The sequence below is a fragment of the Streptosporangium sp. NPDC048886 genome (genome assembly GCF_055586905.1).
Window position 1 is genome coordinate 174008 of sequence record NZ_JBVJHH010000016.1, and the last position, 20130, is coordinate 194137.

General features: G+C 72.7%; 18 protein-coding genes. 13 read left to right on the forward strand and 5 right to left on the reverse strand.

Annotated elements, in window-relative coordinates; genetic code table 11:
- Window positions 1-13: 13 nt before the first annotated feature.
- A complete protein-coding gene (locus ACZ6R6_RS21580) occupies window positions 14-988 on the reverse strand; it encodes an adenosylcobinamide-GDP ribazoletransferase (protein WP_470095835.1) in 975 nt (324 codons plus the stop codon).
- Between the two features lie 250 nt (window positions 989-1238).
- Window positions 1239-2318, reverse strand: a complete 1080-nt coding sequence (locus ACZ6R6_RS21585) for a bifunctional adenosylcobinamide kinase/adenosylcobinamide-phosphate guanylyltransferase (protein WP_470095837.1) — start codon at window positions 2316-2318, stop codon at window positions 1239-1241.
- Between the two features lie 158 nt (window positions 2319-2476).
- On the opposite strand from ACZ6R6_RS21585, the gene ACZ6R6_RS21590 reads away from it, so the two are divergent.
- A complete protein-coding gene (locus ACZ6R6_RS21590; RefSeq protein WP_306857555.1) occupies window positions 2477-2683 on the forward strand; it encodes a hypothetical protein in 207 nt (68 codons plus the stop codon).
- Window positions 2684-2765: 82 nt separating this feature from the next.
- Here the strand turns inward: ACZ6R6_RS21590 and ACZ6R6_RS21595 are convergent, their stop codons facing one another.
- Window positions 2766-3764 (reverse strand): aldo/keto reductase family protein, encoded by a 999-nt coding sequence (locus ACZ6R6_RS21595; protein ID WP_470095839.1) that lies wholly within the window; start codon window positions 3762-3764, stop codon window positions 2766-2768.
- 56 nt (window positions 3765-3820) lie between these two features.
- Between ACZ6R6_RS21595 and ACZ6R6_RS21600 the strand changes: the two genes are divergently transcribed.
- Complete coding sequence (locus ACZ6R6_RS21600; RefSeq protein ID WP_470095841.1) at window positions 3821-5077, forward strand: SMI1/KNR4 family protein; 1257 nt, start codon at window positions 3821-3823, stop codon at window positions 5075-5077.
- Between the two features lie 64 nt (window positions 5078-5141).
- Here ACZ6R6_RS21600 and ACZ6R6_RS21605 read toward each other — a convergent pair whose 3' ends face one another.
- Window positions 5142-5750, reverse strand: coding sequence for a DUF3043 domain-containing protein (locus ACZ6R6_RS21605; protein ID WP_470095843.1), 609 nt, complete (start codon window positions 5748-5750; stop codon window positions 5142-5144).
- A 148-nt stretch (window positions 5751-5898) separates the two neighbouring features.
- Between ACZ6R6_RS21605 and ACZ6R6_RS21610 the strand changes: the two genes are divergently transcribed.
- The 9 genes from ACZ6R6_RS21610 to ACZ6R6_RS21650 all read left to right on the forward strand — a co-directional run bounded on the left by ACZ6R6_RS21610 (window position 5899) and on the right by ACZ6R6_RS21650 (window position 17163).
- Window positions 5899-6717 (forward strand): PspA/IM30 family protein, encoded by an 819-nt coding sequence (locus tag ACZ6R6_RS21610; RefSeq protein WP_470095845.1) that lies wholly within the window; start codon window positions 5899-5901, stop codon window positions 6715-6717.
- The gene (pspAA, locus tag ACZ6R6_RS21615) at window positions 6714-6992 is read left to right on the forward strand and encodes a PspA-associated protein PspAA (protein WP_470095846.1); all 279 of its coding nucleotides are present in this window, start codon (window positions 6714-6716) and stop codon (window positions 6990-6992) included. The genes ACZ6R6_RS21610 and pspAA overlap by 4 nt, the downstream gene beginning before the upstream one ends.
- A 9-nt stretch (window positions 6993-7001) precedes the next feature.
- Window positions 7002-7904 (forward strand): zinc metalloprotease HtpX, encoded by a 903-nt coding sequence (gene htpX / locus ACZ6R6_RS21620; protein WP_470095848.1) that lies wholly within the window; start codon window positions 7002-7004, stop codon window positions 7902-7904.
- 3 nt (window positions 7905-7907) lie between these two features.
- Entirely contained in the window at window positions 7908-8477 is a 570-nt protein-coding gene (gene pspAB, locus ACZ6R6_RS21625) for a PspA-associated protein PspAB (RefSeq protein ID WP_470095850.1), read from the forward strand.
- A gap of 4 nt (window positions 8478-8481) precedes the next feature.
- A complete protein-coding gene (locus ACZ6R6_RS21630; RefSeq protein ID WP_470095852.1) occupies window positions 8482-9918 on the forward strand; it encodes an alpha/beta fold hydrolase in 1437 nt (478 codons plus the stop codon).
- A gap of 38 nt (window positions 9919-9956) precedes the next feature.
- On the forward strand, window positions 9957-13256 hold the full coding sequence (gene lysX / locus ACZ6R6_RS21635) for a bifunctional lysylphosphatidylglycerol synthetase/lysine--tRNA ligase LysX (RefSeq protein ID WP_470095884.1): 3300 nt from the start codon (window positions 9957-9959) through the stop codon (window positions 13254-13256).
- A 66-nt stretch (window positions 13257-13322) separates the two neighbouring features.
- Complete coding sequence (locus ACZ6R6_RS21640; protein ID WP_470095854.1) at window positions 13323-15614, forward strand: protein kinase domain-containing protein; 2292 nt, start codon at window positions 13323-13325, stop codon at window positions 15612-15614.
- A gap of 1 nt (window position 15615) precedes the next feature.
- Window positions 15616-16368 carry a maleylpyruvate isomerase family mycothiol-dependent enzyme gene (locus ACZ6R6_RS21645; RefSeq protein ID WP_470095855.1) on the forward strand — a complete coding sequence of 251 codons (753 nt, stop codon included), beginning with the start codon at window positions 15616-15618 and terminating at the stop codon, window positions 16366-16368.
- A 69-nt stretch (window positions 16369-16437) separates the two neighbouring features.
- The gene (locus ACZ6R6_RS21650) at window positions 16438-17163 is read left to right on the forward strand and encodes an SIMPL domain-containing protein (RefSeq protein ID WP_470095857.1); all 726 of its coding nucleotides are present in this window, start codon (window positions 16438-16440) and stop codon (window positions 17161-17163) included.
- A gap of 67 nt (window positions 17164-17230) precedes the next feature.
- Here the strand turns inward: ACZ6R6_RS21650 and nadA are convergent, their stop codons facing one another.
- A complete protein-coding gene (gene nadA, locus ACZ6R6_RS21655) occupies window positions 17231-18385 on the reverse strand; it encodes a quinolinate synthase NadA (protein ID WP_470095859.1) in 1155 nt (384 codons plus the stop codon).
- A 193-nt stretch (window positions 18386-18578) separates the two neighbouring features.
- Here nadA and erpA point away from each other — a divergent pair, with 193 nt between their 5' ends.
- Together erpA and ACZ6R6_RS21665 are read left to right on the forward strand one after the other, a co-directional pair.
- Window positions 18579-18932, forward strand: coding sequence for an iron-sulfur cluster insertion protein ErpA (erpA, locus tag ACZ6R6_RS21660; protein ID WP_306857577.1), 354 nt, complete (start codon window positions 18579-18581; stop codon window positions 18930-18932).
- A gap of 173 nt (window positions 18933-19105) precedes the next feature.
- Window positions 19106-20092, forward strand: a complete 987-nt coding sequence (locus ACZ6R6_RS21665) for a carbohydrate kinase family protein (protein WP_470095861.1) — start codon at window positions 19106-19108, stop codon at window positions 20090-20092.
- Window positions 20093-20130 lie beyond the last annotated feature (38 nt).

Consider the following 20130-nt stretch of genomic DNA (forward strand, 5'->3'; position numbering starts at 1 on the left):
GGCCGAGGCCGGGTCAGCCCACGACCACCGCGCACACGACGAGAGCGGTGGCGGCGGCGGTCTCGACGAGCGCGCCGAGCACGTCCCCGGTGATCCCGCCCAGCCGCCGCACGGCCCTGCGCCGCAGGGCCCAGGCGGCCACCAGCGCGGCGACGACGGCCACTGCGGGTCCCCAGAAAGGCGACGGGGCCGGAGGACAGGGGCCGGCGGCCGTCCAGCCGGAGAGCCCGGAGAGCCCGGAGAGCCCGGACGGCGCCATGACTCCTCCGATGGTCCCGTAGGCGCTGCATGGCTCGCTCTCGTAGGAGAGCGCGCCGTCGGGCACCGGGGCCGGGAGGGGTGATCCGAAGGCACCGGCGGGCGACAGGAACGTCAGGGCCGCCGACGCGGCGAGCATGAGCGCCGTCACGGCCAGCGCGGGGCCCCGCCGTACGGTGCCCGCGACCATCGCGCCGAGCCCGCCCGGCCGGGCGGAGGGCACCCCCGCCCGGCAGGCCCAGGTGAGCGCCAGCCTCCCCGCCACGCAGGCCGTGACCAGCGCGATCGGGCCCGCTCCCGTGGCGGCGACCTCCGACAGCGCCGCCACCTGGGCCAGCATGGTGAGCACCAGCGTCACGACGCCGAACGGGCCGATGTCGGAGCGCTTCATGATGTCCAGCGCCTGCTCGGCCGGCCTGCCGCTGCCCAGCCCGTCGGCCAGGTCGGCCAGCCCGTCCAGGTGCAGCCCCCGGGTGAGCAGCGCCACGGCCGCCACGGCCAGCACCGACGCCGGCAGCGGGGTGATCCCCAGCCACAGCGCCACGGCGAGCACGGCCCCGCCGGCGGCGCCGAGCAGCACCCCCATGAGCGGGGCGAGCGTCATCGCGATCCCCCCGGCCCTGCGGTCGACCACCCCCGGCCGGACCGGGAACACGCTCAACGTGCCGATCGCGAGGCGGACCCCGTCGGCGAACGTGGACGGCCTCTCCGGAGGCGGAGTTCCAGACACGGTCGACGATCGTAGCCCGGACGATCCCCCAGGCCGCGGCCCCGTCCGGCCGGGGCGCAGGGCGGGCGGACGCTCCGCGCCCGGACGGGTGGGCCAGGTGCCCATGGCCGGCAGGGGCGCAGGGAGACCGGTCATGGGCGTCGGATGGGGGAGCCGTCGGTCCGGTAGGGGATCGATCAGGTGGGCAAGGAGGCCGACCGGTCTGGCAGGAGCGGTCGGTCCGGTAGGGGATCGGTCTGGCGGGGATCGGTCAGACGGGCAGGGGGAGGAGGCGGCCGGCCACCACCAGGGCGACGTCCTCGGATTCGAGGGCCAGCCGCTGGTTCAGGCAGCCGAGGGCGTCGCGGAACATCCGGCCGCTGGAGGTGGCGGGCACCACGCCGAGCCCGACTTCGTCGGAGACCGCCACGACCTGGACGCGGGCCTGCCGCCAGGCGTCGACCAGCTCGTCGCATCGGGCCGTGACCGCGTCCCGGCCGCCCCCGCCCGACCAGGCGTCGCACTCGTCGAAGACCGCGGCGACCCAGGTGCCGAGCCCGTCGATCAGCATCGGGACCTCGGCGGTCCGCAGCAGCCCGGCCAGGTCGGTGGTCTCGGCCGTGCCCCAGTGGGCCGGCCGGCGGTCCCGGTGCGCCCGGACCCGGCGGGCCCATTCGGCGTCGTCTCCGCCGGACGGCCCGGTCGCGACGTAGAGGACCTCGGGCTCGCCCGCCAGCCGGAGCTCGGCCTCGGCCGACTTCCCCGAGCGCGTCCCGCCCAGGAGCAGGGTCCGGCGGGGCCGGGACGGCCGATGGGGGACGGGTCCGCCGAGGTCGAGGACCGTCCCGTCGGGGACGGCCCGCACCCCCCACAGCTCGGCCCGCCGGGCCAGCTCCGCCTCCGTCGGCACCCGGTGGTCGACGTCCACGGCCACGACCTGGGTCCGCCCGTCGATCACGCCCCGGCGGCGCAGGTCCCCCAGCCGTTCCGGCCGCTCCAGCACGTCGATCAACACCAGATCGCAGGCGGGCCGCTCGCCGTCCGCGTGCGCCGTGCACCGCAGCTCGCCGTGCTCGTCCGGCATCCCGGGCCGGTCCGGGGGAGGGCCGGGGAGCGGGGCGGCGTAGAGGATCCGGTGTCCGCCGGGGGTGGTCAGGGCGAGACCGTCCGGACCGGTGGAGACCCGGTGGCCGGGCGGGAGCGGGCCGGTGGGCGGGAGCCGTACGGAGCCGGCGAGGGCGACTTCGGTGGGACGGCGATGACCGGGGGTCAGGCGCGCGCAGGAGGCGCACCCGCAGCCCGGGACGGGCCAGCCGCCGGCCGCCGCCGTGCCGGAGATCAGGACCTTCACCGCCTCAGCGTACGGGCGCGGGATCCGTCCCCGGAGGCCGGGCGCCGTCCGGGGGCCGGGCGCGACGGTCCGCGCGCCACGGCCGCGGGGGTGGCCGATGTAGGGTTCGCTGAGCTGGCGGCGGCACCGGGAAAAGCCCGCGAAGAGGAGCGTGTGACATGGCTTGGCACTGGCGTTACGAAAACGCGGACGGCGGCGTGGTGACCGAGGGGGTCGCACCGTCCGAAACGTTCCCGAGTCAGGCGGATGCGGAGTCATGGCTTGGTGAGAGCTGGCGTGAGCTGCTGGAATCCGGTGTCGAAAAGGTCACCCTGTTTGAGGACGACCGGATTGAATACGAGAAAATGTCGTTGCGCGCCGAGTGAATGAGAAACCCCCGGCGCTCCGTTCCACAATGGAGCGCCGGGGGGTTTCCGCCTGTCGCGGTGACGACGGGCGCCGCGGTGACTACGGGCGCTTCTGGGGGCTGACGGTCTTGGCCGGGTCGCGCTCGACGATCGGGCCGAGGACATCGTCGATCTTCTTCAGCACCTCGTCGTCCAGCTTCACACCGGACGCCTTGACGTTGTCGCGGACCTGCTCCGGCTTGGTCGCGCCGATGATGGCCGAGGCCACGTTCGGGTTCTGCAGCACCCATGCCACGGCGAGCTGGGCCATGCTGAGCCCCAGGTCCGCGGCGATCGGCTTCAGGTCCTGGACGCGGGTGAGGACGTCGTCGCCCATGAGCGCGGAGATGAAGCCGCCTCCGGACGGGTCGGTGGCCCGGGAGCCGGCGGGCGGCGGCTGGCCCGGCAGATATTTGCCGGTGAGCACGCCCTGGGCGATCGGGGACCAGACGATCTGGCTGAGACCCTCCTTCTCCGACAGCGGCACGACCTCGGCCTCGATGACCCGCCACAGCATCGAGTACTGGGGCTGGTTGGAGACCAGGCGGTCGAAGCCCATCTCGTCGGCGATCTTCAGGGCCCGGGAGATCTGGTCGGCGGTCCACTCGCTGACGCCGACGTAGAGGACCTTGCCCTGCCGTACGAGATCGTCGAAGGTCTTGAGGGTCTCCTCGAGCGGGGTCTCGTTGTCGAAGCGGTGGGCCTGGTAGAGGTCGACGTAGTCGGTCTGCAGGCGGCGCAGCGAGCCGTGGATGGACTCGGTGACGTGCTTGCGGGAGAGACCACGGTCGTTGGGGCCCTTGCCGGTGGGCCAGTAGACCTTGGTGAAGATCTCCAGGGACTCGCGGCGCACCCCCTTCAGGGCGCGGCCGAGCACCTCCTCCGCCTTGGTGCCCGCGTACACGTCGGCGGTGTCGAAAGTGGTGATCCCCTCGTCGAGCGCCGCCCGCACGCATTCCCGGGCGGCGTCCTCCTCGACCTGGGAACCATGAGTGATCCAGTTGCCGTAGCTGATCTCACTGACCATGAGGCCGCTACGGCCAAGGTGGCGGAATTCCATGGCTTCGACCCTAGTAGGTGTCATGCGGGCGACCGATTCGGGATACTCTGCCCGGCGTGTTGCGGTTGATCACTTCTAGATGGGTACGGCTGGCACTCGTGGCCGCCGTGGCGGCGGCGATCGTCGTGGCGGTCCTGCGTCTGCGCCGCCCCCCGGCCGCCTCCGGGGCCGCCCTCCGCGCCGAGCCGGAGGCCGTCCCCCGGCCCGGGCCCGGCCCGGCCCCCGCAGCGCAGTGGCCCCCGGCCCCGATCCTGGGCACCCCCACCGCCCGCGACCTGGACCGCTACGCCACCAGGGCCTACATACCCCGCTTCCTCACCGCGGCGCCCCCGGCGCGCGAGCCTCTGGACCACGCCACCCACCGCCGCCTGGTCCGCTGGGGCGCCGCCGCGGCCGCGCTCTGCGTGCTGGTCTTCGCCACCCAGGCACTGGAGAACGCGACCTTCTCCAAGGGGACGACGGCCACGGAGGCCACCGGGGAGGCCTGGTTCGAGGACCCGTCCGATCCCGCGGCCGGCTCCTGCTACCCGGGCTGGGCGCCGCCCACCACGGCGCCGGGCACCCGCGCCGTCACGCTCTGCCCGGAGGACGGCGACGCGGACGTGCCCGAAGACTGGTCGCAGGCGGACGCGTCCTCCCCGGACGCCACCCCGGCCCCGGACGCCGGCGCCTCGGCGGAGCCGTACCGGGCGGTCCCCGACGCGGACTGCCGGCCGATGGTCCGGCAGGCGCGGGTGCGGCCGCTCAGCCCCCGGGTCACCCGGGCGGTGAACAGGCAGTGGGCGCGGATCGAGAGATGGCTGAAGGCCAACGCCCCCGCGGCCCACCGCACGCTCGCGCCGCCGGCCAGGGCCCGGACGATCGCGGTCGCGGAGGCCCAGATGGGCCTGCGCTTCCCCAACGACCTGCGCGCCTCCCTGCTGAGGCACAACGGGGCCGACACCGCGGGCGGGTTCGGCCTCCTGGCCAACGGGCTTCTCGACGTCCGCGGGATCCGCGACACCTGGCGGGGGCTGTGCGAGGTCGAGGACCAGGACGAGAGCTCCGACCCGCGCGCGGAGTGGTGGGACGGACGGATGATCCCCGTCGGCGCCGACGGGAGCGGCAACCACCTTGTGATCGACTCGATGAGGCGCGACGTGGGGGAGACCGACAACGAGGGCCAGTTGAACTTCACCCCGGGCGGGATCGCGGTCCGCTCGCACTACGCCCTGCTGAAGGCGGTCGCCGAGGCGCTGGAGACCGGCGGCTCCGTCGGCTACTGGAGGCCCCGGGCGGTCGACGGGGTGCTCGACTGGGAGGTCGTGGACTGACGGCGCCCCGCCCCCCGGGGAGGGGACGGGGCGCGGGGCGCACCGCTCCGGCGGGAGCGGGGGCCTACTTCTTCGGCGGGACGGGCTTGCCGCCGGGCAGGAAGGCGGGCGGCGGGAAGCGCAGCTTGCGGATCTGCAGCGCGCGCATGGCGGCGTAGAAGCCGACCCCCTTGACGTTCTCGCCGGGGAACTTCTCGGCCACCAGCTTCTTGACCTTCCAGGACACCCAGACCGAGGTGAACAGCACGCCGACCATCATGATCGGCCAGCCGACCGTGATGACGGCGGCGTAGATGTACTGGCGGCTGGCGGCGGGGAAGGGGACCCAGGTGAGCAGCAGGATCAGCAGCGAGAACGGCAGGAAATACTGGCTGACGATCCGGCGGGAGTCCACCCAGTCGCGGGCGAACTTCCGGGCCGGGCCCCGGTCGCGGGCCGGGAAGTAGCGCTCGTCGCCGCGCATCATGCCCTCGCGCGCCTTGACGCGGTCGTTGGCCTGGCGCTCGCGGAGCTGCTTGTAGGCCTCTTTGCGGTTCTGGGGGGCGTTCACCGGCTGGCGGCGACGGCCTTCGGCGTCCCGGCGCTTGGGTGTGGGACGCCCCTTGCCCGCAGGCTTAGGATCGTTAGCGGAGACGGGGGAGTCGTCCGCGGTGGTCTGGGTACGTCGGAACACATCGTCAGCCTACCGGGACTGCAACTTAGTGACGCCCTCGTGCGTTATGCGTAGGGTGAACCCTAAGTGACTCCGGCGCTTTTCACGGGGGGCCGGAATCACTGGGGAGACCCGAAGCGCATTTGAAGAAGGGGACGGGCCGACGCGCATGAGCGTGATGAAGAGACTTTCCATGATCTTCCGGTCCAAGGCGAACAATGCCTTGGACAAGATGGAGGATCCACGCGAAACCCTGGACTACTCCTACCAGCGTCAGTTGGAGTTGTTGCAGAAGGTGCGCCGGGGAGTGGCCGACGTCGCCACCTCGCGCAAGCGGGTGGAGCTGCAGATCAACCAGATCGAGGCCCAGTCGCGCAAGCTTGAGGAGCAGGGCCGCAAGGCGCTCGGAGTCGGCCGCGAGGACCTCGCCCGCGAGGCGCTGACCCGCCGGTCGAGCCTGCAGACCCAGATCGCCGACCTCCGCGTGCAGCACGACAACCTGCAGGCCGAGGAGGAGAAGCTCACCACCGCCTCGCACCGGTTGCAGGCCAAGGTCGACTCCTTCCGCACCCGCAAGGAGACGATCAAGGCGACCTACACCGCGGCCGAGGCGCAGACGCGGATCAACGAGGCGTTCTCCGGCATCTCCGAGGAGATGGGCGACGTCGGCCTGGCGATCCAGCGGGCCGAGGACAAGACGGCCTCGATGCAGGCCCGCGCGGGCGCCATCGACGAGCTGCTGGCCAGCGGCGCCCTCGACGACTTCAGCGGGCAGCGCGGCGACGACATCCAGGCCGAGCTGGACCGCATGGGCGGCGGCCACGACGTGGAGCTGGAGATCGCCCGGATGAAGGCCGAGCTCGGGCAGGGCCCCGCGCCCAAGAGCGCGATCGAGTCCGGACCGCCCCAGCAGCACCAGCAGCCGCAGCAGCAGCCGCAGCAGTCCCCCCAGACCCAGCAGTACCGCCAGCCGGGGGAGGGGCTGTGATCGTTCGCATCATGGGCGAGGGCCAGACCGAGATCGACCCCGGCGACCTCGACGTCCTCAACGCCCTGGACGGTGAGCTGGAGGCGGCGATCGAGGCCGGTGACGAGGAGGCCTTCCGGGCCCGCCTGCACGACCTGCTGGACAAGGTCCGCCACGTCGGCAAGGCGCTCCCGGACGACAGCCTGGAGTCCTCGGAGCTGATTTTGCCTCCGGCCGACGCTTCCATGGAAGAAGTGCGGGAGATGCTCGGCGATGAGGGGCTGATTCCCGGATAGTTTGGGCATATGGCACACACCCGGTTCGCCCCGGACCGGGGCCTGACCAGTCGCATGGTCCTGACCATGCTCCTGCTCGGACTGCTGTATGTCCTGTTCGTGAGCGTGCTGATCGCGCTGGGCGTCCAGACGGTGGCGGTGCTGCTCATCGCGGGCGGCACTCTGCTGGTCCAATACTTCATGTCCGACCGCATCGCGCTGTTCGCGATGCACGGACGTGAGGTCACCCCTCAGCAGGCGCCGGAGCTGCACGGCCTGGTCGACCGGCTCTGCGCCATGGCCGACATGCCCAAGCCTCGGGTGGCGATCGCCGATTCGGACGTCCCGAACGCGTTCGCCACCGGCCGCAACCAGAAGCACTCCGTGGTGTGCGTGACCACCGGACTGCTGCGCCGCCTCGACCGGGCCGAGATCGAGGGCGTCCTCGCCCACGAGATGTCCCACGTCGCCCACCGCGACGTCGCCGTGATGACCATCGCCTCCTTCCTCGGCATCGTCGCCGGGCTCATGACCAGGTTCGCCCTCTACAGCGGCCTGGGGCGCAGCCGCGACGACCGGGGCGGCCTGCCGATCGGCCTGATCGTCATGCTGGTCTCGATCCTGGTGTACGCGGTCAGCTTCCTGCTCACCCGCGCCCTGTCGCGCTACCGCGAGCTGGCCGCCGACCGCGCCGGCGCGCTGCTCACCCAGCGTCCCTCGGTCCTGGCCGGCGCGCTGGTCAAGATCAGCGGGGAGATGTCCCGCATCCCGACCAGGGACCTGCGCGAGGCCGAGCCGTTCAACGCCTTCTTCTTCGCCCCCGCGCTGGCGGGCCGGTCCGGACTGGCCACGCTGCTGGCGACCCACCCGCCGCTGGAACGGCGCCTGGAACAGCTCGCCAGGATCTCCGCCCAGCTCGGACAGGGAGTGTGAGCGGTGAAGTGGTGGGATGCGCTGCTGGGCCGTACCGAACCCGCCGAGCCGGACCTGGACGCGCTGTTCGCGCTGCCGTCGGCGGCGGTGACCCTGCAGGCCGCGACCGGGCTGACGCCGACCGGGACCGGGTCGGTCTGCTTCCGCCCGGCCGAGGGCGGGGCCTTCACCGAGCTGGAGCGCGACGTCACCCGGCTGCTCGCCGCCGGGGGCGCCCCGCCGGTGGAGCAGTCCAAGGACACCTACGGCTACGACTGGCTGCTGGTGCGCCGCTCACCCGAGCAGCTCGGCGAGCTGGTCACCGACCTGCACGGGGTCAACTCCTCTCTTGAGGGGGCGGGCTTCGGCCCCTGCCTGCTCTGCTCCCTGGTCTCCTTCGCCGACGAGGACGCGCGCAAGCTCGCCCTGGTCTACCTCTACAAGAGGGGCTCCTTCTACCCGTTCGCGCCGCTGTCCGGGCAGCACAGGGACAACGCGCTGGAGCTTCAGGCGCGAGCCGCGCTGGAGGGGGAGCTCCCGATCGAGCCCGACCTCGGCCGCTGGTTCCCCCTCTGGGGCGCGCCCGGACTGTAGAGCGATGCGCGCCCGGTGGAGGCTGACCCGGATCGCGGCCTGCGCGTTCGCCGTCGCGGGCCTGTGTTACAGCGCCTGGCTGCCGGCGCAGTTCCTCAACGCCGCGATCGGCGGGACGGGCGCGTACGTCAGCGAGCTGGCGGCGGTCGACCAGCCGTGGTCGTGGCTGGTCCGGGCGGCCGACGTGGCCGCCGGGATCGCGTGCCTGACCGCGGTGGCCCTGGTCCCCGACGAGCGCCCCGGCCGGCTGGGGACGGCCGGCTGGCTCGCCCTCGCGCTGCTGGGCGCGATGACGGTCCTGGACGGCGGCCTGTTCCCGCTGGACTGCGCCGCGCTGAGCGACCCCTCGTGCGCGGCGGCCGAGGCGGCCGGACGGGTCTCGGCGGCCCACCGGATCCACACGGCGACCAGCGCGCTGGCCTCGGCCGGAGCGGTGCTCAGCCTCATGACGCTGCCGGTGAGCGCGCTGCGGCGGCGCAGGTGGCCGCTTGTCGGGTACGGCGGGGCGGTGCTGGCCGTGCTCATGGCCGTGGCCACAGTGTGGACCCTGGCGGCCATCGCCACCGGCGCCCCGGTGGGGGTCGCGCAACGTCTCCAGGTCGCGGTCACCGGGCTCTGGCTGCTGCTGCTGGGGGCCGCGCTGTGGCGGGACCGGACGGCGCCGGCCCCGCCGAAGTCGCATGTCCTGCTGGAGGGGGCCGGGACGCCGCCGGTGCTGATCTGCGCGGGAATGGCGGGGGCGTGGTTCCACTGGGACGGGGTCGCCGCCGACCTGAGCCGCGACCACGTGGTGATCCGGTTCGACCGGCCGGGCCTGGGGCTCAGCTCCGGCCACCGCGGCCCGCCCACGCTGCGCGAGGAGGCGGAGCGGATCGGCGCGCTCGCCGAGTGCCCGGTGGTGGTCGGGCACTCGGCGGCGGGCCCGCACGCGGAGGCGTTCGCCCGGCTCCATCCCGGGCGGGTGGCGGGGCTGGTGCTGGTCGACCCCAGCTGCGAGCCCGCGCCCGGGCCCCGGAGCGGCGCGCGCGCGGCCGCCGTGCGCGCCGTGCAGCGCGCGCTGCCCGCCCTCGGCGGCACGTTCGGCGCGACCGCCGCCGCCTGCCTGGTGCTGCCCGCCGCGCACCGCCTCGTCATGGGGGCGGACGGGCGCGCCCGGGCGGTGTACGGCCGGGGCCGGGTCCTGGCCGCCGCGGCGGCCGAGTGGCTGGCCTATCCGGACATGGCCGCCGAGCTCGGCGAACTGCGCCGGAGCCATCCCTTCCCGGAGGTCCCCGTCGTCATCCTCAGCGCCGGCCCGGAGGACCGCTGCCACCAGGAGCTGGCCGGCCTCCTCGACGCCAAGCTGATCCTGCTGCCCGGGACCGGGCACCAGGTGCAGCTCGAACGCCCCGAGGTGATCGCCGAAGCAGTCCGGATGCTCGGCAGATTTCACGATACGTAGCCGGGTATACGATTTGAGTAGCGATCATCTCGGGGGTGATGATGGCATCTCGGCTGGAGGACCGGCGCTGGACGGCGGCGGTGCCCGGGGCGCTGGGCGTGTTCTTCGCGGTGCTGGCGGCCTACTCGGGGCTCATCGCACTCGTCGGGCCGCTGCGGAGGCTGCTGCGGCCGGCCACCGAAGTGATCAGCACCAGCATCTTCTCGGTCGAGGCGAACCTCGGCTACGCGGTGTTCCTGGCGATCCTCGCCGGGGCCGTCGCCCGGCACAAGCGCGCGGCGTACTGGCTGCTGGTGGTGCTGCTGTCGTTGAACATCGCGCTCGACGTGCTCCTGCTGCCACTGGTCCACCTCTTCGGGGACGGCGCCGTCCGGGGGTTCAGGTCCGCCTGGCTGCTGATCACGGGCACGGTCAACCTGGTCTTCGTCACCGGCCTGCTGGCCGTGCTGGTCCTCGCGCGCCGCGAGTTCTACGCCAAGGTGCAGCGCGGCGCCTTCCGCAAGGCGCTGCTCACCCTCGCCGTCCTGTTCGCCGTGTCCTTCGGCGTCGCCTACCTGCTGGTCACCCTCTTCCCCGGCACGCTGGCGGCGCCGGGCCGGTTCGCCTGGGCGCTGGAGAAGGCGCTGGGCGGCGCGGTCACCCTCGACCTCGACCGGGTCGGGCACCCGCCCGCCTGGGTCGGCTTCGTGGTGGGCCTGCTGACCGCGGTCGCGATCCTGTCGGCGTTCCTGGTGCTGTTCCGCTCCCAGAAGGCCAGCGCCGAGCTGCCCCCGGCCGAGGAGGCCGCGGTGCGCGCCCTGCTGGCCGCCAGGGGAGAGCGGGACTCGCTGGGATACTTCGCCACCCGCAGGGACCGGACCGCCATCTTCTCGCCGAGCGGCAAGGCGGCCGTCTCCTACCGCGTGGTCGCCGGGGTCAGCCTGGCCGGAGGCGATCCGATCGGGGACGTGGAGGCGTGGGAGCCGGCCATCAGGACGTGGATGGAGCAGGCCGGGGAGTACGGCTGGACCCCGGCGGCCATCGGCGCCAGCGAGGAGGGCGCCAGGGCCTACAACCGGGCCGGACTGCGGGTGCTCCAGCTCGGCGACGAGGCCGTGATCGAGGTGGCCGGCTTCACCCTGGACGGCCGGGAGATGCGCGGGGTGCGGCAGGCGGTCAACCGGGTCGAGCGGGCCGGATACACGCTGCGCGTCCGCCGGCACGAGGAGCTGAGCCCGGAGGAGATGCGCCGGATCATCGACCGGGCCGAGGCGTGGCGGGACACCGAGGCCGAACGCGGCTTCTCCATGGCGCTGGGCCGTCTGGGAGACCCGGCGGACGGCAGGTGCGTGCTGGTGGAGGCCCTCGGGCCGGACGGCGGCCACGCCGCGCTGCTGTCCTTCGTGCCCTGGGGTGAGCGCGGTCTGTCCCTGGACCTCATGCGCCGCGACCGCGAGGCCGACAACGGTCTGATGGAGTTCATGGTCTCCGGCCTGGTCAGGCAGGCGCCCGCGATCGGGGTGGAGCACATCTCGCTGAACTTCGCGGTCTTCCGCGCCGCCTTCGAGGAGGGGGCGCGGATCGGCGCCGGTCCGGTGCTGCGGGCCTGGCGGGGGATGCTGTTGTTCTTCTCCCGGTGGTGGCAGCTGGAGTCGCTGTACCGGTCGAACGTGAAGTACCGGCCCGACTGGGTGCCGCGCTACCTCGCCTACGAGGACGGCCGCGACCTGCCCAAGGTGGGTCTGGCCTCGGCGATCGCCGAAGGCTTCCTGGGGCACGGGCCCAGCCTGCCCACCCTGCTGCGGCGCGGGGAGCATCCCGCCCGCCCGGTGGCGGAGAAGCCGGCGGCGCCCCCCGCGGTCCGCGCGCCGGGGACGGGCGGCGGCCGCCGGCGGGGCCCCGCCGTACCGGAGCAGGTCAGGGTCCGCCTGGCCAAACTGGAGCGGCTCCGGGCCGAGGGCGGCGAGCCGTACCCGGTGGGCCACCCGCGCACCCACACCGCCGCCGAGCTGCGCCGGGCCCACCCCGCTCTGGCCGCCGACGCGCGGACCGGGGAGCGGGCCGCGGTGGCCGGGCGGGTGACGCTGGTCCGCGACCACGGCGGGCTGCTGTTCGCCACGGTCGCCGACTGGAGCGGCACCCTCCAACTCATGATCACCCGAGCCGCCGGCCTGGACCGCTGGCGCCGCGCCGTGGACCTGGGCGACCATGTCGCCTGCACCGGCGAGGTCGTCACGAGCAGGACCGGGGAGCTGTCGGTGCTCGCCGACGGGTGGACGATGACCGCCAAGTGCCTGCGCCCGCCGCCCGGCCGGCACCGCGGCCCGGCCGGCCCCGAGGCGCGGGCCCGGAAGCGCCACCTCGACCTGGTGGCCGACCCCGAGGCGCGCGAGACGCTGCGGATCCGGGGCGCCGTCCTGAACGGCCTGCGCGCCGCCCTGATCCGGCGCGGCTTCCTGGAGGTCGAGACGCCGATCCTGCAGCCGGTCCGCGGCGGTGCCTGCGCCCGGCCCTTCACCACCCACATGAACGCCTACGACATGCGCCTCTACCTGCGGATCGCGCCGGAGCTGCACCTGAAGCGGCTGTGCGCGGGAGGGGCGGAGCGGGTCTTCGAACTCGGCCGGGCCTTCCGCAACGAGGGCGTCTCCTACAAGCACAACCCGGAGTTCACGCTGCTGGAGGCGTACCAGGCGTACGCCGACTACCGGACGATGCTGGAGCTCGCCCGCGAGCTCGTCCAGGAGGCGGCCACCGCGGCGTTCGGCGCGCCGGTGATCCGCAGGCACGGGCAGGAGATCGACATCTCCGGGCCGTGGCGGACGGCCTGCGTGAACGAGGCCCTCTCGGAGGCGGCGGGGGAACAGGTGGGCCCGGACACCTCCGTCCAGGAGCTCCGCAAGCTGGCCGACCGGCTGGCGGTGCCGTACGACCCGGAGTGGGGGTGGGGCGCGATGATCCTGGAGCTGTACGAGCGGCTGGTGGAGGAGCGGACCGTCGAGCCGGCCTTCTACACCGACTTCCCCTCGGAGGTCTCCCCGCTGGCCCGGCCGCACCGCCGGGACGCCCGGCTGGCCGAACGGTGGGACCTGGTCGCCTTCGGCGTCGAGATCGGCACCGCCTACTCCGAGCTGACCGACCCGCTGGAGCAGCGCCGCCGCCTGACCGGGCAGTCGCTGTCAGCCGCCGCCGGAGACCCGGAGGCGATGGAGCTGGACGAGGACTTCCTGCGCGCGCTGGAGTACGGCATGCCGCCCACCGGCGGCCTCGGCATCGGCGTGGACCGGCTCCTCATGCTGCTGACCGGCAGGTCGATCCGGCAGGTGCTGTCCTTCCCGCTGACCCGGCCCCGGAGTTGATGCACTGATCGTGACCATTTGCCCCCACAATGGACCGTAAAAAGTCCTTAAAGGGAGGGTGTGGTCATGCCGGACCTCGCGTCCTTGCGGCCTGGGGATCCCGAGCAGGTGCGGGAGTACCGGCTCACCGCGCGGCTCGGTGAAGGGGGCCAGGGGACGGTGTACCTCGGCGTGGCGCCCACCGGCGCCCGCGTCGCGGTCAAGCTGCTCCGGGCCGACCTCGCCCAGGACGAGGAGGCTCTGGAACGTTTCATCCGCGAGGTCAGCACAGCTCAGCGGGTCGCGCCGTTCTGCACCGCCGCGGTCATCGACACCGGTGTCGACCAGCACCGGCCCTACATCGTCAGCGAGTACATCGACGGCCTGACGCTGGACGCCGTCGTGGCCCAGGAGGGACCGCGCGAGGGCTCGGCCCTGCACCGCCTGGCGATCGGCACCGTGACCGCGCTCGTCGCGATCCACCAGGCCGGGATCGTGCACCGCGACTTCAAGCCGTCCAACGTGCTGCTCGCCCCCGACGGCCCCAGGGTGATCGACTTCGGCATCGCCAAGGCGCTCGACCGGACCTCCACGCTGACCGCGATGGCGATCGGCACCCCCTCCTACATGACCCCCGAGCAGCTCGCGGGGGAGGCCGCCGGCTCGCCCGCCGACATGTTCGCCTGGGGCTGCACGATGGTCTTCGCGGCCACCGGCGCGCCGCCGTTCGGCACCGACAGCCTGCCCGCGATCTTCAACCGGATCATGAACGTGGAGCCCGACCTGCGGGCGATCGCCGATCCGGCGCTGCGTGAGCTGGTGGGGCAGTGCCTGTCCAAGGACGCCGCCCTGCGGCCCACGGCGGGGGAGGCGCTGCTGCGGCTGCTCGGCCACGCCGGCGGCGCGCCGGGCGTGCCGGGGCCCACCGCCCCCCGCGGGATCCTCGCCGAGGGGTCGGCCGCCGCCGCGCAGCAGACGGGCCCCGGTCCCAACGGCTACCGGCAGCCTCAGCAGACCGGCCCCGGCGGCCACCAGCAGACCGGTCCCAACGGCTACCGGCAGGCCCACCAGACCGGCCCCGGCGGCCACCCCCAGACCCACCCCGCCGGTCCGGGCCATCCGCAGCAGGGCGGGCCGGACCACCAGTGGCAGCGGGGACCCGGCTACCCGCAGCAGGCGCCCCCGCCGCCCTACGGCGGCCCCGGCCGGGGGCCCGCGGCCTACCCGGCCCCGGGCGCCCCGCCGTACCCGGGGGCGGGCCCCGCGGCCAGGCGCGGGCGCGGCGTCTGGATCGCGGTCGGCGCGGGGCTCGCGGTCACGCTCGTCGCGGCCGTGGGGATCACCCTGACGCTGCGCGGCGGCACCACGCCCGATCCGGTGCCCTCCCCCCTGGCGGACGGCACCCGGCCGACGGCCGTCTCCCGGTCCGGAGACCCCGTCGCCACCGCCACCCCCGCCGCCACCCCGGCGGTCTCCGCCCCGCCCCAGGCCACCAGGACGGTCAAGCTCCCGGGCAGCTCGATCACGCTCCACGAGAGCGACGACGACCCGATCAAGCTGAGCTCCTACAGCCTGGACTGGGACAAGAACCTCTACGTCCGCACCTCCGGCACCGCCGGCTTCACCAAGAACGACAAGTACTTCCAGTACACGGTGAACGCCTCCGGCACCCACGCGCTGGCCACCGACAAGGTCTACGACAAGAACAACTACGCCGTCGTCTCCGTCGTCGACCGGCGGTCGGGCTCGGTGAGCAAGGTCAAGATCACCAAGGCGCCGGTCTACCCGACCCTGCCGCAGTGGTCCCCGGACGGCAGGCAGGGCCTGGTGACGCTGTACGAGGCGGTCGGCGACACCAGCAAGGAGTACGGCTACGCGGTCATCGACATCGCCAGGAAGAAGGCCAGGATCGTCCGCGTGAAGGAGAAGGACGCGGGCACCTGGAGCTACTTCTGGCGAGGAGACGGCCGGGCGGTCGGCACCTGGGCGCTGACCGGCAAGACCCAGCGCATCCGCTTCTACGACCTGCAGGGCACCGTGCTGCAGACCCTGCTGGACGTCGGCACCCCGATCACCGTGGAGGGCGACGACATCTCCCCCTCGGGCACGCTCCTCATGACGTACTGCAAGGAGACCAAGAAGGAGATCTGCGTCTGGTCCACCGCCGCCGACGCCGAGGCCCAGGTCAGGATCCCGTTCGCGACCAAGCGGCTCATCGGCTGGTACGACGACCGGCACATCGCCGGCTGGCGGCGCAAGGGCGCCGGCTACGAGGCGGTAGTGATCGACTTTCAGGGGAAGGTGAAGCGGGTGCTGGCCACCAGCACCAACGCCAAGGAGTATGACAAGCAGTTCATGCGCTTCACGCGGGAGGACTGAGTTGAGGGACTGGACCCACGCCGAGCACGCCGAGGCCACCGGCCGGGAGATCACCCGGATGGCGGAGGTCCTGCGGGACCGTGACATGTCCACCCCGGTGCCCACCTGTCCGGGCTGGGACCTGGCCGCGCTCACCGCCCACACCGGCGGCGTGCACCGGTGGGCCGCCGCGATGGTGCGCGACCTGGCCGAGCGGCGCTACGACCGCGACAAGATGGAGCTGGGCCTGCCCGCCGACCCCGGCGGCTACGCCGCCTGGCTGGGGGAGGGGGCCGGCTCCCTGCCCGAGGCGCTGCTGTCCCGGGAGCCGCAGGCGCCGATGTGGGCCTGGGGCGGCGACCGGCGCGTGCGGTTCTGGTCGCGGCGCCAGCTCCACGAGACCGTGGTGCACCGGGTGGACGCCGAGCTCGCGCTGGGCCTGCCGGTCTCGGTCGAGGAGGACGTGGCCGCCGACGGGGTCGAGGAGTTCTTCGACATCCTGCCGTACGTGCGCTGGAGCCCGGGTGTGGCCGAGCTGAGGGGCGCGGGCGAGACGATCTCCCTGCAGGCCGACACCGGCGCCGGATGGGTGGTCACCGTCGATCCCGACCGCTTCCATCACGCGCGCTCCCTCCAGCCGGGGACCGTGACCGTCCGCGCCGCCACCGCGGCGGACCTGCTGCAGGTCGTGTGGGGGCGGCGCAGCCCCCAGGACTACGGCGTCGAGGGCGACACCGGGCTGCTCGGCTGGTGGCTGGAGCGCGCCGTGATCTGAAGTTCAAGATATGACAGGGCACACCGGCGGCTCCTCGTCGCGGTCCTCACCTCGTGATGCCATGAATCTATGATCAAGATGTCTCACACCGTGGCCATGGCCGCACTCGTCACCATGGGAATGTTCGGCGGGACCGCGTCCGCCGACACCGGCATCGGCTCCGGCTCCGTCAAAGTGACGGCAGACGACGACCAGTCGCAGATCACGGTCGTGGGGGAGGGGAACCTGTCCTCCACCCCCGACGTCATGCGCCTGAACGCCGGCGTCGAGGTGCGCCGCGCCACCGCGGGCGCGGCCTTCGCCGACGCGCGCAAGGCCGCCGTCAGACTGACCGAGGCACTGCTCGCCGCGGGGATCGCGGCCAAGGACCTGCAGACCAACGAGCTGTCTCTCGGCCCCGAGTATGAGACCTATCCCAAGGTCTCCGGATACCGGGCGGCGCAGGGCGTCGAGGCCGTGGTGCGCGACATCGAGGCCGCCGACAAGGTGATCGACGCGGTGGCCGCGATCGGGGAGGAGGCGCGGTTGAGCAGCGTCTCCTTCGAAGTGTCCGACACCCGCAAGGCGCTCAAGGCCGCACGCGACGCGGCCTTCGAGGACGCCAACGCCCGCGCCGAGCAGTACGCCATGCTGGCAGGCGACAAGCTGGGCCGCGTCGTGTCGATCAGTGAGGAGGGCGGCACGCCGCCGTCGCCGATCAGGTTCGACGCCGCCCCGCTGGCCGGAAAGGCCTCCATCAGCCCCGGCCAGCAGACCGTCTCGGTCCGTGTCCGGGTGGTCTACGAGCTGCAATAGCCCCGGCGAGCAAGACGGGCCCCGGCGCTCGCAGCGCGCCGGGGCCCGTCTCGGAGACCGGTCGGGGTCAGGGGAGGGCCAGCATCCGGTCCAGGGCCACCTTGGCCCAGTGGGTGGTGTCCTCGTCCACGGTGATCTGGTTGACGACCTGGCCGGCCGCCAGCGACTCCAGCGCCCACACCAGGTGCGGCAGGTCGATCCGGTTCATCGTCGAGCAGTAGCAGACGGTCCGGTCCAGGAACGTCACGTTCTTGTCGGGGAACATCTGCCCGAGCCGCTTGACCAGGTTCAGTTCGGTGCCCACCGCCCACGACGACCCCGCCGGAGCCTCTTCGAGCTTCTTGATGATGTATTCGGTCGAGCCGACGTGGTCGGCCTTGGTGACCACCTCGTGCCGGCACTCGGGGTGCACCAGCACGTTGACGCCGGGGATCCGCTCGCGGACGTCGTCCACGCACCCGGCGGTGAAGCGGCCGTGCACCGAGCAGTGACCCTTCCACAGGATCATCTTGGCGTCGGCGAGCTGCTGGGCGGTCAGCCCGCCGTTGGGCCGGTGCGGGTTGTAGACGACGCAGTCCTCCAGGGACAGGCCCATCTCCAGCACCGCGGTGTTGCGCCCCAGGTGCTGGTCGGGCAGGAAGAGCACCTTCTCGCCGCGGGAGAAGGCCCAGTCGAGGGCACGCCTGGCGTTGGAGGAGGTGCACACGGCGCCGCCGTTGCGCCCGCAGAACGCCTTGATGTCGGCGCTGGAGTTCATGTAGGTGACCGGGACGGTGACACCGGCGATCCCGGCGTCCTCCAGCGCCTCCCAGCACTCCTCGACCTGGTCGAAGGTGGCCATGTCGGCCATCGAGCACCCGGCCGCGAGGTCGGGCAGCACGACTTTCTGCGAGTCGCCGGTGAGGATGTCGGCCGACTCGGCCATGAAGTGCACGCCGCAGAAGACGATGTACTCGGCGTCCGGCCGGGCCGCCGCCTCCCGGGCGAGCTTGAAGGAGTCGCCGGTCACGTCGGCGAACTGGATGACCTCGTCACGCTGGTAGTGGTGGCCCAGCACGAAGACCCGGTCGCCGAGGGCGGCCTTAGCCCGCCTGGCGCGCTCCACGAGCGCCGGATCGGAGGCCGACGGCAACTCGCCGGGACAGTCGACACCGCGTTCACTGTGCGGATCGGTCCCCCGGCCGAGGACGAAGAGCGGAAGCCCGGTCTCGGTGGTCGTCACGGCCACACCCCCTTATCGTCGAACTGACGACTAATGATGACACACGTCGGAGGGGGCTTTATTCCGGGGTGAGGGGGTAGTTCCGGACGGAGGAATGTGTAGCTGCCAGTGGGTGTTGGTAGCGTCTAAGAAGGACGTCAGAAACAGACAGCCGTTCCGATCGGGCGGTTGACGCAGACGCGGGAGTCACCACATGTCGGTTGAGAGCAGTGAGACCACGGCGCAGGGCCTGATCCTTAGTGACGCGGCCGCCGCCAAGGTCAAGAGCCTGCTGGAGCAGCAGGGCGAGGAAGGTCTCCAGCTGCGCGTGGCCGTGCAGCCCGGCGGCTGTTCGGGCCTCCGATACCAGCTCTTCTTCGACGATCGTTCGATGGACGGCGATATCGTCACGGACTTCAACGGTGTCAGCGTGGTCACCGACCGGATGAGCGCCCCCTATCTGGTGGGCGCCACGGTCGACTTCGTCGACACGATCGAGAAGCAGGGCTTCACGATCGACAACCCGAACGCCACGGGCTCCTGTGCCTGCGGCGACTCGTTCAACTAGGCGCAAGAGCCGCGCGCCGGCCCCGCGGAGGTGAGATATCCATCACCTTGCGGGGCTTTCGCGCGTCTACGGGGTCCCATAGGGGCCGTCGCGCGTGTGCGGGGTCGCGTATTCTTGCGGGGTTTCAATGCTCACCCCTTCCCTTAGATGCTGACAACGAGGAGAAAGATCCCGTGCGCATCGCCGTCACCGGCTCAATCGCGACCGACCACCTGATGACCTTCCCGGGTCGCTTCGGCGACCAGCTCGTCGCCGACCAGCTCGACCGGGTCTCCCTGTCGTTCCTCGTCGACGACCTGCAGATCCGCCGCGGCGGCTGCGCGGCCAACATCGCCTTCGGCATGGGCTGCCTGGGGCTGGACCCCGTCCTGGTCGGTGCCGTCGGCGCTGACTTCGCCGACTACCGTTCCTGGCTGGAGCGGCACGGCGTCGACTGCGAGTCGGTATACGTCTCCGAGCTCCACCACACCGCCCGCTTCCTGTGCACCACCGACGAGGATCACAACCAGATCGCGTCGTTCTACACCGGTGCGATGGCCGAGGCCCGGCTGATCGAGCTCGGCCCGATCGTCCAGCGGCTCGGCGGCCTGGACCTGGTGCTGGTCAGCCCCAACGACCCCGACGCGATGCTCCGGCACACCGACGAGGCCCGCCAGCGGGGCATCCCGTTCGCGGCCGACCCCTCGCAGCAGCTGGCCCGCATGCCCAGCGACCAGATCCGCCAGCTGGTCGACGGCGCCGCCTACCTGTTCGGCAACGACTACGAGAAGGGGCTGATCGAGCAGAAGACCGGCTGGTCCGACGAGGAGATCCTCGACCGGGTCGGCGTCCGCGTCACCACGCTGGGTCCCAAGGGCGTGGTGATCGATCGCAAGGGCGAGCCGTCCCTGCACGTCCCCCCGGCTCCCGAGCTCGGCAAGGCCGACCCCACCGGCGTGGGCGACGCCTTCCGCTCCGGCTTCCTGTCCGCCCTGGCCTGGGGTCTGTCCCTGGAGCGCTGCGGCCAGGTGGGCAACCTCACCGCCACCCACGTCCTGGAGCGCGTCGGCGGTCAGGAGTACGAACTGGGGCAGAAGGTCTTCCTGGAGCGCTTCGCCGCCGCCTACGGCGCCGAGGCCGCCGCGGAGGTGGCCCGGTCCGTGAAGTGCCACTACGCCTGAGCGGCCCCGCCGCGGCGGAGCCGGCGGGCGGCCACCGG